The organism is Planococcus maritimus, from assembly GCF_001687625.2.
Classification (GTDB): Bacteria; Bacillota; Bacilli; order Bacillales_A; family Planococcaceae; genus Planococcus; species Planococcus maritimus.
On record NZ_CP016538.2, the window covers coordinates 2,050,669 to 2,071,114 of the forward strand.

The 20,446-nt window shown below is 46.1% G+C and carries 22 protein-coding genes; 8 read left to right on the forward strand and 14 right to left on the reverse strand.

All coding sequences use genetic code 11. The annotated features are described in order from the left end of the window. Nucleotides 1-35: 35 nt before the first annotated feature. Entirely contained in the window at nt 36-416 is a 381-nt protein-coding gene (locus BBI11_RS10330) for a DUF7147 family protein (protein ID WP_068463001.1), read from the forward strand. Here the strand turns inward: BBI11_RS10330 and BBI11_RS10335 are convergent, their stop codons facing one another. Continuing rightward, a complete protein-coding gene (locus tag BBI11_RS10335; protein ID WP_068463003.1) occupies nt 417-689 on the reverse strand; it encodes a YlbG family protein in 273 nt (90 codons plus the stop codon). A 125-nt stretch (nt 690-814) separates the two neighbouring features. Between BBI11_RS10335 and BBI11_RS10340 the strand changes: the two genes are divergently transcribed. After that, complete coding sequence (locus BBI11_RS10340) at nt 815-1,729, forward strand: glycerophosphodiester phosphodiesterase family protein (RefSeq protein WP_068463005.1); 915 nt, start codon at nt 815-817, stop codon at nt 1,727-1,729. A gap of 38 nt (nt 1,730-1,767) precedes the next feature. On the opposite strand, the gene BBI11_RS10345 is transcribed toward BBI11_RS10340, so the two are convergent. Both BBI11_RS10345 and BBI11_RS10350 read right to left on the reverse strand, forming a co-directional pair. Further along, nucleotides 1,768-2,214, reverse strand: a complete 447-nt coding sequence (locus tag BBI11_RS10345; protein WP_068463007.1) for a YlbF/YmcA family competence regulator — start codon at nt 2,212-2,214, stop codon at nt 1,768-1,770. Nucleotides 2,215-2,326: 112 nt separating this feature from the next. Then, a complete protein-coding gene (locus BBI11_RS10350; protein WP_068463009.1) occupies nt 2,327-3,391 on the reverse strand; it encodes a CAP domain-containing protein in 1,065 nt (354 codons plus the stop codon). Nucleotides 3,392-3,531: 140 nt separating this feature from the next. Between BBI11_RS10350 and BBI11_RS10355 the strand changes: the two genes are divergently transcribed. Continuing rightward, on the forward strand, nt 3,532-3,897 hold the full coding sequence (locus tag BBI11_RS10355) for a YugN family protein (RefSeq protein ID WP_068463011.1): 366 nt from the start codon (nt 3,532-3,534) through the stop codon (nt 3,895-3,897). An 87-nt stretch (nt 3,898-3,984) separates the two neighbouring features. Next, complete coding sequence (gene ytvI / locus BBI11_RS10360; RefSeq protein WP_068463014.1) at nt 3,985-5,043, forward strand: sporulation integral membrane protein YtvI; 1,059 nt, start codon at nt 3,985-3,987, stop codon at nt 5,041-5,043. Between the two features lie 45 nt (nt 5,044-5,088). On the opposite strand, the gene BBI11_RS10365 is transcribed toward ytvI, so the two are convergent. The 7 genes from BBI11_RS10365 to cyoE form a co-directional block, all read right to left on the reverse strand. After that, nucleotides 5,089-5,550 carry a DUF420 domain-containing protein gene (locus tag BBI11_RS10365; RefSeq protein ID WP_068463016.1) on the reverse strand — a complete coding sequence of 154 codons (462 nt, stop codon included), beginning with the start codon at nt 5,548-5,550 and terminating at the stop codon, nt 5,089-5,091. 20 nt (nt 5,551-5,570) lie between these two features. Beyond that, nucleotides 5,571-6,497: a cytochrome c oxidase assembly factor CtaG gene (gene ctaG, locus BBI11_RS10370; RefSeq protein ID WP_068463017.1), complete on the reverse strand. Its 927-nt coding sequence runs from the start codon at nt 6,495-6,497 to the stop codon at nt 5,571-5,573. 782 nt (nt 6,498-7,279) lie between these two features. Next, nucleotides 7,280-7,612: a cytochrome c oxidase subunit IVB gene (gene ctaF / locus BBI11_RS10375; RefSeq protein WP_068463019.1), complete on the reverse strand. Its 333-nt coding sequence runs from the start codon at nt 7,610-7,612 to the stop codon at nt 7,280-7,282. Then, nucleotides 7,612-8,238, reverse strand: a complete 627-nt coding sequence (locus tag BBI11_RS10380; protein WP_068463021.1) for a cytochrome (ubi)quinol oxidase subunit III — start codon at nt 8,236-8,238, stop codon at nt 7,612-7,614. Before BBI11_RS10380 ends, ctaF begins: the two co-directional genes overlap by 1 nt. Continuing rightward, the gene (locus tag BBI11_RS10385; RefSeq protein WP_068463023.1) at nt 8,225-10,138 is read right to left on the reverse strand and encodes a cytochrome c oxidase subunit I; all 1,914 of its coding nucleotides are present in this window, start codon (nt 10,136-10,138) and stop codon (nt 8,225-8,227) included. The genes BBI11_RS10380 and BBI11_RS10385 overlap by 14 nt, the downstream gene beginning before the upstream one ends. Before the next feature lie 25 nt (nt 10,139-10,163). Further along, the gene (gene coxB, locus BBI11_RS10390; RefSeq protein ID WP_068463025.1) at nt 10,164-11,255 is read right to left on the reverse strand and encodes a cytochrome c oxidase subunit II; all 1,092 of its coding nucleotides are present in this window, start codon (nt 11,253-11,255) and stop codon (nt 10,164-10,166) included. Nucleotides 11,256-11,310: 55 nt separating this feature from the next. Continuing rightward, nucleotides 11,311-12,228, reverse strand: a complete 918-nt coding sequence (cyoE, locus tag BBI11_RS10395; protein WP_068463027.1) for a heme o synthase — start codon at nt 12,226-12,228, stop codon at nt 11,311-11,313. A gap of 310 nt (nt 12,229-12,538) precedes the next feature. On the opposite strand from cyoE, the gene BBI11_RS10400 reads away from it, so the two are divergent. Continuing rightward, a complete protein-coding gene (locus BBI11_RS10400; RefSeq protein WP_156889059.1) occupies nt 12,539-13,492 on the forward strand; it encodes a COX15/CtaA family protein in 954 nt (317 codons plus the stop codon). 297 nt (nt 13,493-13,789) lie between these two features. Here the strand turns inward: BBI11_RS10400 and pyc are convergent, their stop codons facing one another. From pyc to BBI11_RS10415, 3 genes are all read right to left on the reverse strand, one after another. Continuing rightward, nucleotides 13,790-17,233, reverse strand: coding sequence for a pyruvate carboxylase (pyc, locus tag BBI11_RS10405; RefSeq protein ID WP_068463029.1), 3,444 nt, complete (start codon nt 17,231-17,233; stop codon nt 13,790-13,792). A 15-nt stretch (nt 17,234-17,248) separates the two neighbouring features. Further along, the gene (locus BBI11_RS10410) at nt 17,249-18,415 is read right to left on the reverse strand and encodes an FtsW/RodA/SpoVE family cell cycle protein (RefSeq protein WP_068463030.1); all 1,167 of its coding nucleotides are present in this window, start codon (nt 18,413-18,415) and stop codon (nt 17,249-17,251) included. 69 nt (nt 18,416-18,484) lie between these two features. Then, nucleotides 18,485-18,766 (reverse strand): Fpa/YlaN family protein, encoded by a 282-nt coding sequence (locus tag BBI11_RS10415; RefSeq protein WP_058383475.1) that lies wholly within the window; start codon nt 18,764-18,766, stop codon nt 18,485-18,487. Nucleotides 18,767-18,929: 163 nt separating this feature from the next. Here BBI11_RS10415 and BBI11_RS10420 point away from each other — a divergent pair, with 163 nt between their 5' ends. From BBI11_RS10420 to BBI11_RS10430, 3 genes are read left to right on the forward strand one after another with little or no spacing between them, the layout of a single operon-like run. After that, nucleotides 18,930-19,436 (forward strand): hypothetical protein, encoded by a 507-nt coding sequence (locus BBI11_RS10420; protein WP_068463032.1) that lies wholly within the window; start codon nt 18,930-18,932, stop codon nt 19,434-19,436. A gap of 11 nt (nt 19,437-19,447) precedes the next feature. Beyond that, a complete protein-coding gene (locus BBI11_RS10425) occupies nt 19,448-19,651 on the forward strand; it encodes a YlaI family protein (protein WP_068463034.1) in 204 nt (67 codons plus the stop codon). Then, complete coding sequence (locus BBI11_RS10430) at nt 19,651-20,100, forward strand: hypothetical protein (RefSeq protein WP_068463035.1); 450 nt, start codon at nt 19,651-19,653, stop codon at nt 20,098-20,100. The genes BBI11_RS10425 and BBI11_RS10430 overlap by 1 nt, the downstream gene beginning before the upstream one ends. Here the strand turns inward: BBI11_RS10430 and BBI11_RS10435 are convergent. Beyond that, nucleotides 20,094-20,423 carry a YlaH-like family protein gene (locus BBI11_RS10435; RefSeq protein WP_068463036.1) on the reverse strand — a complete coding sequence of 110 codons (330 nt, stop codon included), beginning with the start codon at nt 20,421-20,423 and terminating at the stop codon, nt 20,094-20,096. The genes BBI11_RS10430 and BBI11_RS10435 overlap by 7 nt on opposite strands. Nucleotides 20,424-20,446: the final 23 nt, after the last annotated feature.

Below are 20,446 nucleotides of genomic sequence, written 5' to 3' on the forward strand. Positions count from 1 at the left end.
ATGTTAGAATGAATTCTGGAAAGGACGTGTTTTAAATGATACAACGTTTTATCGAGCTCGGAGAAGGGTACGGCGATATATATGAACTTCGCCAATTAATGGAGAGCAATAAAGAACGGTTTATGCATGGATTCGTTTTCGTTTCAAAAACGAAAGACGGCCAGCCCGTCGTTTCCGTTGCTGCTGCCTTCCGCCCAGCACAAGAAGGCAATTTCATGCCGATTTATCTATGCAGAGAAGGCATACCGGACGGCTCGAAGCGACTGGCGGTGTTCGAGGAAACAGTTAAGCAATTAGGCCATGAGCCAATTCGCATGGACGTTAAGCATTCCTCGCAATACGCGGACACCAAACTTTATTTTGGCCATCTCATTGCCATCCTCAGGCTCAACCATTATATTCCGCCGATGCAATGATCACAAGCCGATTTTATAATCGTATTCTTTTGCTTTATCCGGCTTGGCGTTTTCGTATTCCGTCTTAAGGAAAGGACGCTGGGATTCCAGCACTTTCTTGACATACGGCAGTTTGGATAGTTTTTCTTTCGTGGCTTCAATTTTTTCCTGGTCCATATAGACAACAACATATTTCAATTTGCGGGAAATGAAATGGACGTGCCCATACTTCCGCAACGATTTTGCTTGTTTGAGCTGATGCACATAGACAATCAGACCTTGGCGATCATGCATATCTATCCCTCTTTTCTAAAGTCTAGAATACCATAGGTCTAAAAAAAGCCGCAACCGAATAAACTGACAGCAAGTAGAGCGTTCCGCTATAATGTGGATACTACCAAAACAGGGGGTAATACATAATGGGTAAGAAAACGAAAATCGGCCTGGCAGCAGCCGCTGTCGGTGCCGCAGCATGGGCTGGCTCAAAAGCATTTACCGAACCGCAAAAACGGCCGCAAAAAGCCGTTCTCGATTATGGACATCCAATTGTCTTGGCCCATCGCGGCGGCAGTTCGCTCGCACCGGAACATACGATGGCTGCCTTTGACCGTGCAGCAGAACTCGGGGTCCACGGATTTGAAATCGATATCCGCATGACGAACGACGAAGAAATTTTGGTATTCCACGACGAATTCGTCGACCGCACTTCCGGGTCTGCCGGTCGCGTTGCTGAAATGACGCTCGATGAATTACGCACACTTGACCTTGGTTATCATTTCGTCGATGAGCATGGTGAACATTCCTATCGCGGAAAAGGCGAAAAAGTTGTCCTTCTGCGCGAATTGATGGAAAAATTCCCTCATATGTATATCAACATCGACATTAAAGACGCACCGGATACGTATGAGGGCAGTCTAGTGCCATCCAAGCTATGGCGCTTGATTGAATCTTTGGGTGCAGAAGACCGCGTTGTCGTCACTAGCTTCTACGACGAACAAATTGACCGTTTCAATTTATACGCACAAAACCGTGTCGCGCTTGGCGCTGGTGAAAATGAAGTGCGCAAGGCTTTCGCTTCTTTCAACAGCCAGTTCGGCCATCTATATGCACCGCGTGCGGATGTCTTGCAAATTCCGGTGAAGCATTCGGTATTCCGCCTCGATTCTGCACGGTTCATCGCCTTTTTGGACCGTTTGAATGTCCCGGTCCATTATTGGGTCATCGATGATAAGGAATCGATGGAGAAGCTGATCCACGCTGGTGCTAAAGGCATCATCACGGACCGCCCTGATATCGCTATTGAATTGATCTCGGCACTTGAGGAAACACGCTAATAAAAAAACTGCAACCCTTTGGGGTTGCAGTTTTTTTATTAGGCTGAACAAGAACAGCCGCCTCCTGTGCCGCAGCCACTTCCGCAAGAAGAATCCGATGAAAAGAATGGATTACTCGAGGGAATCTTGACCGCTTCTGACACCGACCGGCCGAGAATGAAGCTAACTTGATCCATCAAGTCTTGCAGCTCATTTTCCGCGAGCCGCAGCTCTGCCACTTTCTCGTTCAAATCCAACCGGCGTTTGTCGACTCGGATCTGCTTCATCACCCGTTTGTAATCGGGATGGTATTTGCCGAAGCGCTGCACTTCCTCGTACAGCTCCTTCAGCCTGGCGAAGTCGTGGATCTCCCTTGCCAATTGTGTATCGCTATAGACAGAGTCATAGGCATCGCGGTATGTCGCGGCCTGCTCTGATTGCAGTATCATTTCACTCAGCTCGTCCGCAGAGTCAGTTATACTAACCCATTCGTAGGTCATGATCACTTTGCATTCCTCCTCTACGCTTTCATCATATCAGATTGTTTTCCGGATTCATATACTGTTCACTTCCGAATACGGCGCTAGCCCATTCGGCAACTCGGAAGCAAATGTTGCTTTATTGGCTTTCATGTACACTCGGATCTTGTTTCAGCAAAATTTGGCTGTAGTACTTGCCGAATACACCGACACCTATCTGGTTGTACTGCGTATTTAACAAAGTTTCCCTGTGGCTCGGGGAATTGAACCAGCCATGTAAAGTCTCTGCTGCATCATAATACCGCGAAGCTGTATTGATTGCGGCCAGGTCGAACGGGATATCTGCCCCTTGCAGACGGGCTTCAAGATCTTCTACTTCCATCTCTGCGGATGTGAATTCCGTGCGCGCCATTTCTTCGCTCGTCTGCTCAGCCAATATATTGATGCCGATATTCTCCTTAACTAAGGAACGATGATGGCGAAGCCGATAGACGTTCGTCAAATCGACCAATTGTTTCGCATTGGCATCATCGATCGATCGCTGTAAAGTCGATGACGGCCTTGGCGTCACGAGTAAATCGCCAGAATACATCATATCGTAAGGCTGATGGCGGATCAGCGTCTCAGCATCCATAAACCTGACCGCTTCTAATTGTTGGTCTTCCGCGTCAATATACAATTGCGCATAAAGATCTTCAAAGCTAACTAGAATCCGTTTATCCATATCCTGCTCGCTTAAATTGAATGTATACGTATTAGTGCCGTATTTGACCGTCACTTCGTTTTCGACAATTGTGAACCTGTACAGGTCGGCTAAGGTTTGCCCAATCGTATAGGGCTCGACATCCGTAGACTCCCCAGCTGCATATATTTGGATAATACGGCCTTCTTTCACTCCAACCATGACGAAATTAGAATATGCCGTATCGTATACCCACCATTCGTAAGCGAACGCGGATGGCTCGATACGGTCTGGCTTGCCATGCTCTGCCAGCCATTCTTCCGCCGGCTCGCCGATATGGACAGAAAGCCCACTTGCTGGCCTGTCCACATCAAGGACCGGTTCCATCAAATTGTCAGCCGGCAAAGGATCCGCTGAGCGCGGCGCTTCTAATAATTCGTTCTCGCTGATTGACGGGTCCAAGTAAAACAGTCCAATTAGGACAATCGCCAAGAAAATCATGATGCGTAACAAGTCCTTCACTGAATCAGCTCCTGACACCCATTTTTCTCATTATAACAGCCGCCTGCATTCTGACACAATCTAGCCATTGCATGTACCTAAAATATGATCTATTATTAAAGAAGCATTCAGTCTTTTTTTGTTATAGAGGAGGAGATCCCATGTATTTTGAAAATACAGGACTAGAGAACATCGAAGTGGATATTACATTGCTTGAAGACATCATGAACAAGCATGGCTTAACGAAAGAAGGCCAGTGGGATTATGAGCGCGTCACATACGACCGCAAATTCATCGTCCGTGAAGGCACTTATTACTTGCGCGTGTTTGCATATGCCATCGATGGAGATGTCGATGCCAACGATGCGACTGTCCGCGTTTTGAAGCCAGTAATTGGCAAGCATTACTACCCGCACGGTATCGAATATGGTGAAGACGAGCATTTCCCGGATCACCTTTTGAAAACGGGTGCTGAAATTTTGGCTTCCATTAAACAAGAAGTTGCCGAGTTCGAAATTAAAGCATAAAATTTCCGCAGTTCAATACGAACTGCGGTTTTTTTAAACAAATGCTTTGGCAAAGAATGTTACGCAACCAATTGAAGGAGGTTTATCGTGGGCAAGTGGTTTAATAAAAAACTGGCAACCATATTGCTGGTCATCGCTATAATAGTGTTAATCTCTATATACATATTGCCGATTGCAGTCCCTTTGATCATCGCATTGCTTACCGCCATCTTCCTTGAACCTTTTGTTAAGTTTGTACAAAAAAGATTCAAATGGGACCGGAAAGGCGCAGTTATCACGGTGTTCATCCTATTCCTTGTCATTGCTTCTGGCTTGGTTTACTGGATCATTACGCAATTGGTTGGGCAAATTATACAATTTTCTAAAATGGTTCCTGAGTATACCAATTCCCTCTCTCATATGTGGGGCGAAGTAGAAGCGTTCTTTTTGCGCTCTACTGCGGAAATGCCCGTTGAAGTCGTTAATTCTTTCGAAACAGAAATGATCGCTTTCGCAGAAGGCATTCGTGACTGGATCTTAACCTTTGTCAATTACGATACGGTCACTAATTTATTGACCGGCATTCCTTCTTTTTTAGTGAGCTTCATCGTTTTTCTCATCGCCTTGTTCCTGTTCATGCTCGATTTAATGGATTTGAAAGGCATGATGTTCAACCGTATGAAAGAATCGACAGCTGAGAAAGTACGCTTCATGGTCGCCAGGCTGAATAACGTTGTTTTTGGCTTTTTAAAAGCCCAATTTCTTGTCAGTTTGATTGTCTTTGCCGTGGCCTTGATTGCCTTATTATTTATCGCACCAGAATATGCTTTGGTCATGTCGCTCGTTATTTGGGTCATCGACTTCATACCGATTCTGGGATCAATTATTGTGCTAACGCCCTGGTTCATCTATATGTTCATCGTCGGCGATGTCGTTCAAGGCACGCAATTGGCTATTTTGGCTTTAGTGCTCTTGGTCATCAGAAGAACAGTCGAACCGAAAGTGATGGGAACTCAAATCGGCCTTTCTCCTCTTGCTACATTAATTGCCATGTTTATTGGCCTTCAATTAATCGGCTTCCTTGGCTTTTTCATCGGTCCGTTACTAGTCATTCTCTTTACTTCAGCACGCGAAGCCGGCATCATCAAAATGGAATTTAAAGTTTAACCTCTATAAAAAAAGCACTGAGCAAAATTTGCTCAGTGCTTTTTATTATCCTCCGAGAATCGCTTTGAACACCGAAGTCGTGTCTCCACCTTCGTAGAACACGTAGAGCAACAAATACACCATGACACCTGTAATCGCGGTAAAGAACCAAACAACGCTTGTATATGGCCCAATCTTGCGGTGCTTGTCTAGACGGTTTTTCAAGCCCAAGTAAATGGTAACAAGCCCCATCACAGCCCCAATCGTTGCAAGCGTGATATGGAAAATCAAGAAAATCGTGTAGTAAATTTTCAGGTCATCTGGCCCACCGAATGCAGTGTTCCCAATGAATAGCGTTCGTGAAGCATAGATGATGAAAAAAGTTAAAGCAGCAGCCCCAGCGCCAAGCATCACTTTTTTATGTGCTTCGATACGGCGTTTAAGGATCAAGTTCCATCCGATCGCCACCAAGATGGCGCTCAAGACGATAAAAAATGTACTAATGGTTGGCAATAGCGGCAAATTCATTTAAGTAAACTCCTTTTGGGTCACTGCCCATTATGTCTGTAATACGCCATATCTTTACGGTCTTGCAATACTTTCGCGGTGATTTCATCGGCGTTGGCTGTTTCGTTTTTGAGCCATTCATGGAACACCAGCCAAATGAACACCGTGAATACCAATTCCTGAATGATTTTCATCGTGATGCCGCCTGTTCGTTGGTCCTCAATCAGCGACATGTTCGTAAACAACTCCGGGCCTGATAAGTTAAGCTGTGCCAGAGTCCCTGCAGGTACACATAAAGCCATCGCCTGCATCCAAGCGTCTCCATCCGAATAAGTCGCATAGAACGGCGTCGTGCTAAAAATGATTAAAGCACAAGCAGGCGTCATTAAGACGCTGAGTCCAAACAAGTACCCCAACTTTTTGAGGCCATGGAATTTATGCATACCTTCCAAGTTATTGACGACCGGCCACCAGTAGAGAAGCGCTGCCACAAACAGCAAGGTACTGACGATGCTATGAATCAACATATCCTGTTTGACAAAGTCAAAAACTAAGGGCAAATGATACACGGAGAAGAACAAGCTGAATAATAACAAGGCAATCAGCGGTTTCGTGAAAAACATGAACAGCGGATTGATTACCGGCAACTTGATGAATGCTTGCCATAGGTAAGAAGGAATCCCCATAATGATCAGCGGTGCCGCCAGCAATAACAGCAACGCCATCTGGACCATATGCATCGTTAAGGTGATGTGCCCAAGCAAATCAATCGGTGAGCCTTTCAAGAGATAAATCAAGGCCATTCCCGACACAAAGAGCGATGCCTGTTTCGTTTCAAGCGGCTCACTGCCACTGAATTTATGTCTCCACTTAATGGTAACCCCAAAATATAAAAGTGTAATCAGTACGAGAAATCCAAAATACCAGGGGCTCCATAATGCCTCGAAGCCGAAAATACTGATTGGCATTAGACCGTACCTCCTTTTTCCTTAAGTAACCTCATTATATAGGGGAAGCGTTGTCATATCAATGAACGAATCATGACATTTGCCTAAGCATACAGGTCATAGACAGAAAAAAGGGGCTGTCCCAAAAGGTCATGAAAAGTGACTTTTAGGAGCAGTCTCTTTTTTTCTAAAGAAAAGGCTGATGTCCATTTCGACGGACGCTTTCCGCGGGCACGGCCTTAGCCGCTTCCCTCGCTTCGCTCAGTCCAGGCTCTTCGGCTCGCGTCGCTCCTTCGCTTAGCTCAGTCACTGCTCCCGCTGGAGTCGACGTCTCCATTCCCATCAGCCGGCTACTCTCAGGTGCCTCAGCGATAAATCAAAAACAGACAGAGAAAAAGAATTTTTTCTCCGTGTGTTTTATTTTAGGGACTTATGAGACAGTCCCGTTTTCCAGAGTGTTGAAGAAGTCTATGATTCGTTATCAAATACGAGAAAAACCAGCTTTTTCTACATTCAACAATCAAAGATCTAACTAAGTATTTGAAGAAGCGTTCGCTCGTAAAACCTTCTGCTCAATAATGCTGCGCATTACTTTCGCAAAGATAATGTCTCCCGTAGGTCGACCTTATCTTTCCTGTGGGATTAGTAGGTTTGAGAGACCCCGCAGTAAGTGTAACGAACGAGGAGGCTCGATTCCCGCCCCACGGAAAGCGAGCGATCAGCTTCGGAAAATACGGCTTCTTAACTTTCTCGACAACCTGAAAAAAAACTCCGGACTGTAAAAGTCCGGAGTTTTTTATAATTTACCACCAAACGATGGTGACCATTGTGAGAACAATGGTAAAAGCAACAAATATGCCACTGAACATGAAGAATGCCATCATGCCGTGTCCTTTATTACTCATATGCATGAAGTTATACAGCTGAAGTACGACTTGAACTGCAGCCAATAGCAAAATAATTGGCACGATTAAGTAAGTCGAGAATCCGGCTGCCACCAAAGTGAACGCGATCAATGTCAAGAAAATCATCAAAGCGAATGATGTCAACTGACCACGCATCTCCGTAGCACGTTTTTTCTTAATAAATTCAAACTCTGCTCGAGATCTGTGAATATCGTGAGTATCGTGAGCCATTAACCGATCACTCCCATCAAGTAGACTACAGTGAAGATGAACACCCATACTACGTCAATGAAATGCCAGTAAAGAGCGGCAAGGTAAAACTTCGGCGCATTGTACATGTTCAAACCACGTTTAGCGTTCCGGAGCATCAATGCGATGAACCAGCTAAGACCGAAGACTACGTGAGCCCCGTGAGTTCCGACTAAAGTATAAAAGGCGGAGCTGAAGGCACTATTCGTATAGCCAAAGCCAAGATGTACATAGTGATTAAACTCGTAAATCTCCAAGCCAAGGAACGCAAGTCCTAAAAGAACGGTGATTCCTAGCCAAGCCTGCATGGCCTTGAAATTGTGATTCTTCATATGATACATCGCGTAGACACTCGTCAACGAAGATGTCAGAAGAAGCATCGTCATGGCAAAAACAAGCGGCAGTTCGAACAAGCCGGCAGCGGAAAATTCCATTCCGCTTGGGCCCTTGTCTTTCAACGCAAGATAAGTTGCGAAAAGAGAGGCGAAGGTGACGGTCTCAGCTGCGAGTAGCAACCAGAAACCAACGAACTTGTTCTTCCCTTCGAGCGTCGCCGTCTCAGGATGATCTGGCCAAGTTTGTGGGGTATATCGTTTATTTAAGTCCACCTTTTTTGCCTCCTTCCAGCGCTCTTGCTTCTTTTTGAATGCGTTCGTTATCTGCAATCAATTCTTCTTTCGAAATGTGGAATCCAAGATCATCTTTCAATGAACGAACGAGCATCGAGCCAAATGTAATCGCAAGACCTACGATTAATACAGGAAGCGCCCATGCATGGTCGTCCATATGGTACATGGCACCGAATGCAGCCGTGAACATACCAAATGAAATGACGAAAGGAATGATTGAACCGTTCGGCATGTGAATATCGCCAAGTGGCTCAGCATAGACCATACCTTCTTTATTGCCTTCCATTTTCTCGATCCAATATGGGTCAAGTCCACGGACAAGCGGTGTTTGTGCAAAGTTATAGAATGGCGGTGGTGACGGGATCGCCCATTCTAGCGTACGTCCGTCGCCCCATGGGTCATTACCGACGCGCTCATTTTTCGCAACTGTCATGACGACGTTGACGAGCATGATGATCACACCGATTGCCATCAGCAAGGCACCAGCCGAGCTGATTGCGTTAAACAAATCCCAACCTTGGTCTGCTCCGAACGTGTAAACACGGCGAGGCATGCCCATGAGGCCAAGGAAATGCTGGATAAAGAACGTCAAATGGAAACCAGTGAAGAAGAACCAGAACGTCCATTTCCCAAGTTTTTCGCTCAACATCGTACCGAACATTTTCGGCCAGTACAAATGCGTACCTGCTAAAATAGCGAGTACAACCCCACCAACGATTACGTAATGGAAGTGGGCAACGATAAAGTAAGAATCGTGCAGCTGGTAATCAAGCGGTGCAATTGCCTGCATAACGCCCGTTACCCCACCTGCTACGAACGACGGGATAAACGCGACTGCGTAAATCATTGGCACTGTGAAGGAAATGTTTCCTCCCCAGATCGTAAGTAGCCAGTTAAAGATTTTGATCCCTGTTGGAACTGCGATAATCATCGTTGCAAGGGCGAACACTGCGTTAGCTGTCGGTCCGAGACCAACTGTAAACATGTGGTGAGCCCAAACCATGAATCCGTAGAAACCGATTAGGATGGTCGCAAATACCAAAGCCGTGTAACCGAATAGGCGTTTACGAGAGAAAATCGCGAAGATTTCAGAGAAAATACCAAACGCTGGCAAGATCAAAATGTAAACTTCCGGGTGACCGAAAATCCAGAAGAAATGCTCCCAAATGATCGTGTTACCGCCCATCGTTACATCAAAGAAATTAGCCCCGAACAAACGGTCGAATACCATGAAGAAGATACCGACAGTTAGTGGAGGGAATGCCAGTAGAATCAACGCAGACGCAACAAATGTCGTCCAAGTAAAAAGCGGCATTCTCATATACGTCATCCCCGGTGCACGCATATTGATGATCGTTACAAGGAAGTTAATCCCTGCGATCAAAGTACCGAAACCGGAAATCGTCAAACCGAGTGAGTAAAAATCGATTCCGTGGCCTTCAGATGCGAGTGCCAAAGAAGCGTAGTTTGTCCATCCTGCATCCGGAGCCCCACCTAAGAACCATGAAAGGTTTAGGAAGATACCACCGAAGAAGAATAGCCAGAACCCAAGTGAGTTCAAGAAAGGAAACGCTACGTCACGCGCACCAATTTGCAAAGGTGAGACGGCGTTCATGAATGCCAAAAGAATTGGCATGGCTGCAAGGAAGATCATTGTTGTTCCGTGCATCGTTAAAACTTCGTTGTATGTTCCGGCACTGAGGAAATCGTTTCCGGCTTTCATTAGCTGAATCCGGATCATCATCGCTTCTACACCACCGACTAGGAAGAAAAATCCGCCGGAGATCAAGTAGAGGATCGCGATTTTCTTATGGTCTACAGTTGTCATGTAATCCCAAATTGTAGCGCCGAAACCCTTTTTCTGAGAGTTAGAACTCACAATAGTTTACCTCCTTTTTTAACGTTTACTCTTCAACTTTCAAGCTCATCAAATATGCAGCGAGTGCATTCAGCTCTTGGTCGGTAAGTTCTTTGCCATCATTCAATGAAGCTGCTTCAGGCATCAAGTTGCCTGGTTTGTATTCTTGTGGATTAGCAATCCAGTTTTTCAATGTTTCTTCATCATGTTCCATGAAGCCGGCAATTGTCGTACGGTCGCCGAAAGTTGTTAAGTTCGGTCCAACTCCAGTTGCTGCGCCAGCACTGTTTACAGCGTGACATTGAATACAGCTCAAACCATCTGGGCCAAACAATTCTTCACCTTCTTGAGCAAGAGCTTCAGAAGGAGCTTCTTGTTCTTCTTGCATTGCCGCTACCCAAGCATCAAAGTCTTCGCGGTTAAGCGTTTTGACTTTGAAATCCATCAATGCGTGGGACGGTCCACAAAGCTCGGCACATTTACCGAAGTAAACGCCTTCTTCAAGTTCTGAAGATTCTTTATCGAATTCCAAATAGAAGGTGTTGACGTTTTCAGGGTTGACGTCGAGTTTACCGCCAACCGAAGGGATCCAGAACGAGTGCTTAACGTCTGCCGCAATCAAATTGAAGTAGACGCGCTCGCCAGTTGGAACGACCAGTTCCTGTGCAGTGCGAATTTCCTGTTCAGGATATTCGAACTCCCACCAGTAAAGCTTACCGGTTACGTTAACGGTCAAGTTCTCAGCGACTCCCTCTTCGTCCTGTGCGTCCATCGCTGTGACATCAGCCAGGTCGAATGTAGAGTAGACCGTTGGAACAGCGAGGATCAAAAGCAAGACAATCGGAATCGCTGTCCAGATAAACTCAAGACGCGCGCTTCCTTCAACTTGTTCAGGAATCATGTCCTCCCCTACTTTTGAACGGCGGAATTTCACAATTGCCAATACATAGATGATTGTAACGACGATGATAACGAATAACATGACAATGGATGACAAAATCAGCAAGTTGAACTGATCTTGAGCAACCTTACCAGCCGGTATCAGCGTCGAAATCTCTTCGCGCCCGCAGCCTGAAAGAAAAACAAGCAATGCGGTCATCAAAGCGAAAAGGCGCCATTTCTTAGGTCCTTTCATCATAGCTTTTCATACCCCTCTCTGAATAAAATATCTTACAGTTAAGTAAAAGTGAAATTTAGACGAATACTGCGAAAATGATCATCGAGACAAATAGAATCGTCATATAATTCAACGAGTAGATGAACATTTTCTTCGCCCATTTCAAATCATCAGCTGCTTTGAAGCCCTGGATTGCAAGTACGAGCCATCCGATATTCAACGCTGTAGCTAAGATGATAAAGCCTATCCCCAGTTCCATAAGCAGGAACGGTAAGGGGAAAAGCAGGAAAACCCATGCAAGCATCGATTTTTTTGTCCGGTGGAATCCTTTTACCACCGGAAGCATCGGAATATTTGCAGCCCGATACTCTTCCGTCCGTTTCATGGCAAGCGCATAAAAATGCGGAGGCTGCCAGATAAACATAATCAGAAACAGCGCCCATGCGCCCGTGCCAAGCGTCGGCTCCACCGCAGCCCAGCCAATAAGTGGCGGAATTGCGCCGGAAATGCTGCCGACGATCGTGTTGCCGACATGCCGTCTCTTCGACCACATCGAATAGAGAACCACATAAGCCAGAATGCCGGCGATTCCAAACAGACCTGCTGAAACAGAAGCGGAAAACAAAAAGAGTTCACCTATAACGATGAAAGAAATGGCGAGTGCCAAGACAGCGGATGGCTTGAACCTGCCCGTAACTGTCGGGCGGGCTCTTTTGCTAGCCATCAATGGGTCAATATCTGTGTCGATATAATTATTCATCGCCGCAGACCCCGCAATGATCAATGCCGAACCGACGATGGTGTAGACGAGAATATCCATATGATCCAGGAAATTCTTATCCGAAAACTGGAAAGCGAGCCACAGTCCCGTAAAGACAGTAATTAAATTGGAGTTTACAATCCCAATCTTAATAAGTGCCAGAAAATCTTTAGTGAACGTGCTCGATTCTACAGCGTCAGTCGGTTCTGCAGGCAAAGACCGGCCGTTTGACATATAACTCCCTCCTTTCAAAGTTGTAAGCATATTCCGCTAACCATAACTATATCTAAATTCCAGCTTCTTTTCTACATATTACTGAAATTTCCTGATATAAATGATGATTTCACGCAATTGGTCTTACAAATATTCATCTCTAATCATACAGTAGCCCCCTCGTTATTTTAAGATAGAAAAATCGTTGTTTTTGAACAGTTTGTGAAGGTCGCCCTTAATATGTCCAATTCTTGAAAGTTTGGGCGAACGCCCATTTCTCGTTGTATTTTAAACGCAGTTTCGCTATCATCGAGTATGCAGGTAATCGTTCATGTTAAAAGTTTTTCTAAAAAAAGTAGGTGGCATTTTGAAAAGCAACATTTATATAAAAATATTTGGGGTTCTGGCATCTGTCGGCATGCTCCTCATCCTCCTCGGCGGGGCTTTGGTAACTAAAACCGACAGCGGGATGGGCTGCGGCCGCAACTGGCCTGACTGCAACGGCAACTTGATTCCCCGCGAAATCACTCCTGAGGTGCTGATTGAGTTTTCTCACCGCTTGGTCACAGGTACGGTTGGTATTCTAATCGTGATTTTGGCTGTGTGGGCTTGGCGTAAGTTCGGCCATGTGCGCGAAACGAAGTTCCTCGCCTTTATGGCTGTCTTCTTCCTCGTGCTGCAGGCTTTGATCGGCGCTGCGCAAGTTCTTTGGGGCCAAGGTGATTTCATCTTAGCACTTCACTTTGGGATATCACTCCTGTCGTTTGCTGCGGTATTGCTGTTAACCTTGCTGATCTTTGAAGTCGATCGCAAATTTGATGCAGACCGAGTGCAAATTGGCCGCAAATTGAAATTCCATACACTCGGCGTTGCGCTGTATTCGTATGTGGTTGTCTATACAGGCGCACTTGTCCGGCATACGGAATCGAGCCTGATTTGCTCCGACTGGCCTTTATGCCGCAATGATCAATTCGCACTGCCTGGTAATATGTATGAATGGGTACAAATGGGGCACCGCTTTGCAGCGGCACTTATCGTTATTTGGATCGGTGTGATTGCGCTTCACGCATATCGCCACTACCGCGACCAGCGTGTCATCTATTGGGGCTGGCTGATCGCCTTCGCGATCGTGCTTTTGCAAGCCACGTCGGGAATGCTCGTCGTCTTGACGAAATTAAACTTGGCAGTAGCCTTGCTCCACTCTTTGCTGATCTCGATGCTGTTCGGATTGTTATGCTATATGGTCCTGCTCGTCTCTAGAAGCAAATTCATTAAATCCAAATAAAAAATCCGGTGCAATATGCACCGGATTTTTTTCAGGTTGTCGAGAAAGGTGAAAAGTCTTATTTTCCGAAGCTGATCCACAGGAAAGATAAGGTCGACCTTCGGGAGACATTATCTTTGTGAAAGTAATGCGCAGCATTATTGAGCAGAAGGGGTTACGAGCGAACGCTTCTCCAAATACTGAGAGAGTTCATTAATTTTTCATTGTGAAATAGGCTCCCACTCTTTTCATTAATAGTGGATAATGGGCTTCTTCAATATGCTAAAAAAAACCGGTGCGATATGCACCGGATTTTTTTTATTGTTTGGCTTCCATTTCAATGAGCAAGTCGCCTGTTGAAATGCCGTCGCCCGCTGTTACATAGATGTCTTGGATTGTACCGTCGAATGGTGCTTGAACGGTGGTCTCCATCTTCATCGCTTCTGTGACCAATAGATGGTCGCCGCGTTTTACTTTCAAGCCTTTTTCACCAATTACTTTTAGGACCGTGCCAGGCATAGTCGCTGCAATATGGTTTTCTTTCGTCGGATCGGCTTTTGGTTTTGCTGCCGAATCGGTTTCAACCGTCATATCTTGAACACTCACTTCGCGCGGTTGGCCGTTCAATTCGAAATAGATGATGCGTGTACCATCTTTTTGCGGTTCGCCAATCGAAACAAGTTTAATCATCAAGGTCTTGCCTTTTTCGATCTCTACTTCGATTTCCTCGCTCAGACGCATGCCGTAAAGGAAAGTTAATGTATCAAGGACCGATACATTCCCAAAGGTTTTGTACATCGTGCTGTACTCTTCGAACACTTTTGGATACAAAGCATAAGCCAATACCTCGTGGCTTGTGACTGGACGTTGCAGGCGTTCGAACAATGTCTCACGGATCGCGTCAAAATCAGCAGGTTCGAGCAGTTCGCCCGGACGTACCGTAATTGGCTCGCGTTCTTTCAAAATCACTTTCTGCAATTGCTCCGGGAAGCCGCCATGCGGTTGCCCGATATACCCCTCGAAGAACTCGATGACCGACTCAGGGAAGTCGATATTCTCTCCGCGCGTCAGGACTGTTGTTTCATCCAATTCGTTCTGGACCATGAACAACGCCATGTCTCCTACGACTTTCGATGACGGCGTAACTTTTACAACGTCGCCAAACAGCATGTTGACGCGGGAGTACATTTCCTTCACTTCTTCCCAGCGCATGCCAAGGCCGACCGCTTTTGCCTGTTGTTGTAGGTTGCTGTACTGTCCGCCTGGCATTTCATGGACATAAATTTCAGAATGCGGGCTGTTCATGCCGCTCTCGAAATCACTGTAATATTTGCGAACATCTTCCCAATAATGAGACATGGTCTCTAGAGATTCGATATCCGCTTTGATTTTCCGCTTGCTGCCGCTCATCGCATAATACAGCGAGTTGGCGCTAGGCTGTGATGTAAGACCCGCCATCGTGCCGAGTGCAGTATCGACGATGTCGACGCCAGCTTCAATCGCCTTGGAGTACTGATAGATGCCATTGCCGCTCGTGTCATGCGTATGCAAGTGGATCGGCAAAGAAACCGTGTCCTTCAATTCAGAAACGAGACGGTAAGCAGCTTCTGGCTTTAATAGTCCCGCCATATCTTTGATCGCTAGAATGTGCGCGCCTGCTGCTTCGAGCTCTTTTGCCATGTCTTTATAGTATTGCACTGTGTATTTGTCACGGCTCGGATCAAGAATGTCTCCTGTATAGCAAATCGCCGCTTCTGCGACTTTTCCAGAGTTTCGGACTTCATCAATCGCGACTTCCATTCCTTTGATCCAGTTCAGGCTATCGAAAATCCGGAATACGTCGATTCCCGCTTCCGCTGATGTCCGAGCAAATTCACGGATGACATTGTCTGGGTAGTTTTTATACCCAACTGCATTAGCTCCACGGAATAACATTTGGAACAATACATTTGGAATGTCTTCACGCAATTTGATGAGGCGCTGCCACGGATCTTCTTTCAAGAAACGATAGGACACGTCAAATGTTGCCCCGCCCCACATCTCCATCGAAAACAAATCGCTTTGGAGACGAGCTGTTTCTTTCGCGACTGCAAACATATCGTGTGAGCGCATCCGTGTTGCGAGAAGCGACTGATGGGCATCGCGCAAAGTTGTATCCGTCAGCAATACATCCTCTTGCTCAAGAATCCATTTCGACAATCCTTCAGGACCACGCTCGTCAAGGATTTGCTTCGTACCGGCTGGAACTTCAGTAATGATGTCGATTTCCGGTTTACGCGGCGCTGGGTGGATCGGTTTCTTTTTCTGTTCGATGCCTGGGAAGCCGTTTACGGTTACATTGCCAATATAGCTAAGCAATTTCGTCCCACGGTCTTGACGCACCGGGAACTTGAACAATTCCGGCGTGCTATCGATAAAGCTGGTGTCAAAATCACCGTTGATGAAATTTTGATGTTTTACGACATTTTCAAGAAACGGAATATTGGTTTTGATGCCGCGAATCCGGAATTCCTGTAAATTGCGGTCCATTTTGGCTGCCGCTTCTTTAAACGTGGTTGCCCATGTGGACACTTTCACGAGCAATGAGTCATAAAACGGGGAAATAACTGCTCCTTGGAAGCCGTTTCCTGCATCCAAACGCACCCCAAAGCCGCCGCCTGAACGGTAGACCATCAGTTTTCCGGCATCCGGCATGAAATCATTTAACGGATCTTCTGTTGTTACGCGCGACTGAATCGCGAAGCCGAACAACGGAATATCTTGTTGTTGGGGAATGGCAATTGTTTCACTGTGCAACATATGCCCACGGGCGATATGGATTTGCGCATGAACGATGTCGATGCCTGTAACCATCTCGGTAATCGTATGCTCCACTTGGATGCGGGGATTTACTTCAATAAAGTAAAATTCTTCACCCGCCACAAGAAATTCGACAGTACCGGCATTTATGTAATCGATGTTTTTCATTAATTTTACGGCAGCGTCGCAAATTTCGTTGCGCAACTCATTGCTGATCGAGTTGGACGGTGCGATTTCCACGACTTTCTGGTGGCGCCGCTGGATCGAACAATCCCGCTCATACAAGTGGACGACATTGCCTTCAGCATCGCCCAAAATTTGCACTTCGATATGCTTTGGCTTATCGACAAATTTCTCTACATACATTTCGTCGGATCCGAAAGCAGCTTTCGCTTCCGATTTCGCACGTTCATACGCTGAGGCAAGTTCACTTGCATCTTTGACGATGCGCATGCCGCGCCCGCCTCCGCCGAGTGACGCTTTGATCATTAATGGGAATCCGGCTTGTTCAGCGAATGCTTCCACTTCTGCCAGCGATTCGACCGGTCCATCCGTTCCTGGAATGACCGGGATGCCTGCAGCAATTGCTTGCTCACGGGCCTTAACTTTATCCCCGAACATATCGAGATGTCTGGATGTCGGGCCAATGAATACGATACCTTCTTCTTCACAGCGCCGAGCGAAATGAACATTTTCGGATAAGAATCCGTACCCTGGATGGATAGCGTCCACTCCTGAGTCTTTGGCAATGCGAATGATGTCTTCAATGTCCAAATAAGCATCAATCGGCTTTTTGCCCTTGCCGACTAAATACGATTCGTCAGCTTTGTAACGATGAAACGAACCGCTGTCTTCCTGCGAATAAATCGCAACTGTCCGAAGATTCAGTTCTGTACAGGCGCGGAAGATCCTAATGGCAATTTCTCCGCGGTTGGCTACTAAGATCTTGTTAATCTCTTTCACTCCGACGCACACCCTTTACTTTTTCGTTTTTTCGTATTTATTGAACATGGAAACATTCATTAATACTCCCATAGCTAACGATAACAAAATTACGGAAGTTCCGCCATAGCTGATAAATGGAAGTGTTACCCCAGTTAAAGGAATAATGCCCGAAAGTCCGCCCAGATTGACGAAGGATTGGATGCCGATCATGCTTGCGACACCTGCTGCAAGCATGCGCGCAAGCGGGTCGCTAGTGGTCATGGCAATCCACAATCCACGCAGCACAACAAAGCCTAGACCGCCAATCACGACGACGACACCGAGAACCCCGAGTTCTTCCGCGATGACCGACATGATGAAATCGGTATGGGGCTCCGGCAGATAGCCAAGCTTTTGGATCGACTGGCCAAGACCAAGACCGCTAAGCCCTCCTGAACCGATGGCTAAATAGCCGTTGACAATTTGAAAGCCGAAACCAAGTTCGTCGGAAAATGGGTTGAAAAACGCATCAATGCGTCCCATGCGCTTTTCCGTAAAAATAATGTCCTGAGCGAACACCATCATGGGTACGATGACAATGGCAGTGGCGGTGATGACAATGCCCGCCAATTTGACGAACGGCTTCAAGCGCACCCCAGATGCTGCCATAACAGACAATCCGACTGCCCCAATGATAACCATGGAACCAAGGTCGGGTTCGAAAAACACTAAAATCAACACAGCTGTCAAGATAATGACTGGCGGGATAATCGATTCGTTCAGTTTGTTGATGGAGCCGTTTCGGTATTTATTGGAAAATACTCCAGCCAAATAAAAGATTAAGCCCACTTTGGCAACTTCCGACGGCTGAATATTGGCGAAACCTAGGCTGATCCAACTTTTTGCTCCCCCTGCTGCAAAGCCGATAAAGTGCACAAGAATAAGACCCGTAAAGATTACTGCGAGCACGGTGGCCATCATCCATTTTTTCTTGAAATGCTTGTACGGGAATACAGCGGCAATCAAGAACACAGGATAAGCAATGGCCAAATTAAGTAATTGCTGTTTGTAAAAGCGGGATGGGGGATCGTTATAATAATTCACAGACCAGGCCATGCTGGCAGAGTAAATCATGATCAGCCCGAAGATCGTCAGGACTAGATAGGCAAAGAGAAGCGGGTAGTCTATGTACTTGCCGTATTTCTTGATGTAGGATTTCATTGTTTTTATACCTCATTCAATTGGATTCATTAGTAAAAAAACTCAAACTGGAATCGTTTGAGTTTTAGGTCATTTATTTGTATACGCATCGTGGAGGATGGACAGTTTCTTCTCCAGCGTATCCATTAAATTTTTACCGGTCTCACGTTCGATCAAGCCGAGTTTGACGGCAAAATCGATTTCCCGTGATAAGCCAAACATTTGCGTATCAAGAACTTCTTCATATAAAGGGCAGGAAGGCAAAGTCAGATGATCCATCTGCACCTTGATCAATTGCTCAATTTTCTCTGCATCAGCTTTAAGGAGTTCCAGCGCTTTTTCTTGATAAGTCTGTTCTTCTGTATGTTCCATGAGGACTCCCCCATCACTCGTATTTCTGCTCCATTAGCCTGTTTAAAGTGTATCTTTTACGCTGTTAAATTGCAAGTCTCTCATCAAAGGGATTAAACCCTTTGGGAATTGTGGCCAAACAGTTATACTGAAGAAGAGAGATACTATAATGGAGGGTTTGTTTATGGAATTCATCATACCGTTTAAAGGGAAAGTCACATACAAATTAACTTTGGATCCTACCGTGTGGATTTTTGACGACCGCAAATTGGATCTGCGGACTTTCTTCACCGAAGAGCATGTTGACAAAGACGAGCTTGAAGAATATAAACGCGGGATGGGCGAACATTGGTCACGCGAAATTATGGAAGGCGCCACTGTTCCGCCGACCTTGAACTCTGAGAAAAAGTACAAGCGCCAGGAAAAACAAGACATGTTGACGGGAACATTCGGCATGCGCTTCCAACCATTCCTCGAGAATGCAGAGCCAGCTAGCGACGCATCGAAAGTCGTGTTCGAAACTGCTTCAGGTGAACATGATTTCCCGATTGAAGATGCCAAGCAATTGATTTTCAAATTCAGCCAAGACGGCAAACCGCTTCGTGATGACGGTCCGGTTCATATCCTATTGCCGGATGGCTCGAATATTGATCAGCCGATTACCCACGTCTCCGCGATTCGGGTCGAATAGGAGGGATAGCTATGCGTGTTCAATGTGTCATTTGCGATAAGATTGAAGAACTAGAAGACGATACTTTGCAAGCCAAACGGCTGCGTAATCGCCCAATTCATACCCATATGTGCGAAGGCTGCCACGACCGTATCACTAAACGCACCGAGGAGCGGCTGGCGACTGGCCAGTTTCATTTTTTCCGCAGCTCCCGCAGCATTGAGGATGATTTCTGATGAAAATTCTTAAAGGATTGTGGATTGGTTTCTGGAGCGGGCTCATTCTCGGATTATTGCTGAAGTGGATGCAGGCCGTAACTGGCGTGCGAAATTATGAACTATTATTGAATATCGACTTTATCCCGCTGGTCAATCAAGTGAATTGGTCGGAGTTGACCGAGTTCGTTTTTCATTTGATCATCTCGCTAGTGATCGGCATCGTCTACGTTTATATTGCGAAACGCCGGCGCTATACGTTCGGGCAATTGACGATCATCAGCTTGGTGCTGACCTTGCCCACCTATCTCCTGTTCTTCCCGCTCTCGATGCTTGCCGTCGAGGCAGACGTTCCGGAGCCGGGCGATATGGGGGCATTCCTCTATTGGATTCTGGCCCATCTGACATATGCCTTGCTGTTGCCGATCCTTTATAAGACATTTGAACGCAAAAACGCTGCTTCTCAATGAGAAGCAGCGTTTTCGCGTTTTTCGCGCCATAGGCGGATTTTATAAAGGATGAGAATCAATGCGGCAATAACCAAGCCTTCGACAACGGGAAGGAAAAAGGCTAAGAATGTAAGCCCTAGTCCACCCGCAGCCAAAAACAAGATGATGACGGCATTTTTTCCGATCGACAATTTCTTGGCAAAGCCCAGTTTGTAAACCAATGCCGATAACAGGAAGATGACTGCAAACAGTGCATATCCTGCCACATCGAAATTCGGCAAGTTTTGGTAAAGAATGCGGGCTACCGGATACATATTTTCATAGACAAAAGCCTGCTCGTCCACGGATTATACATCCTTCCAGTTGT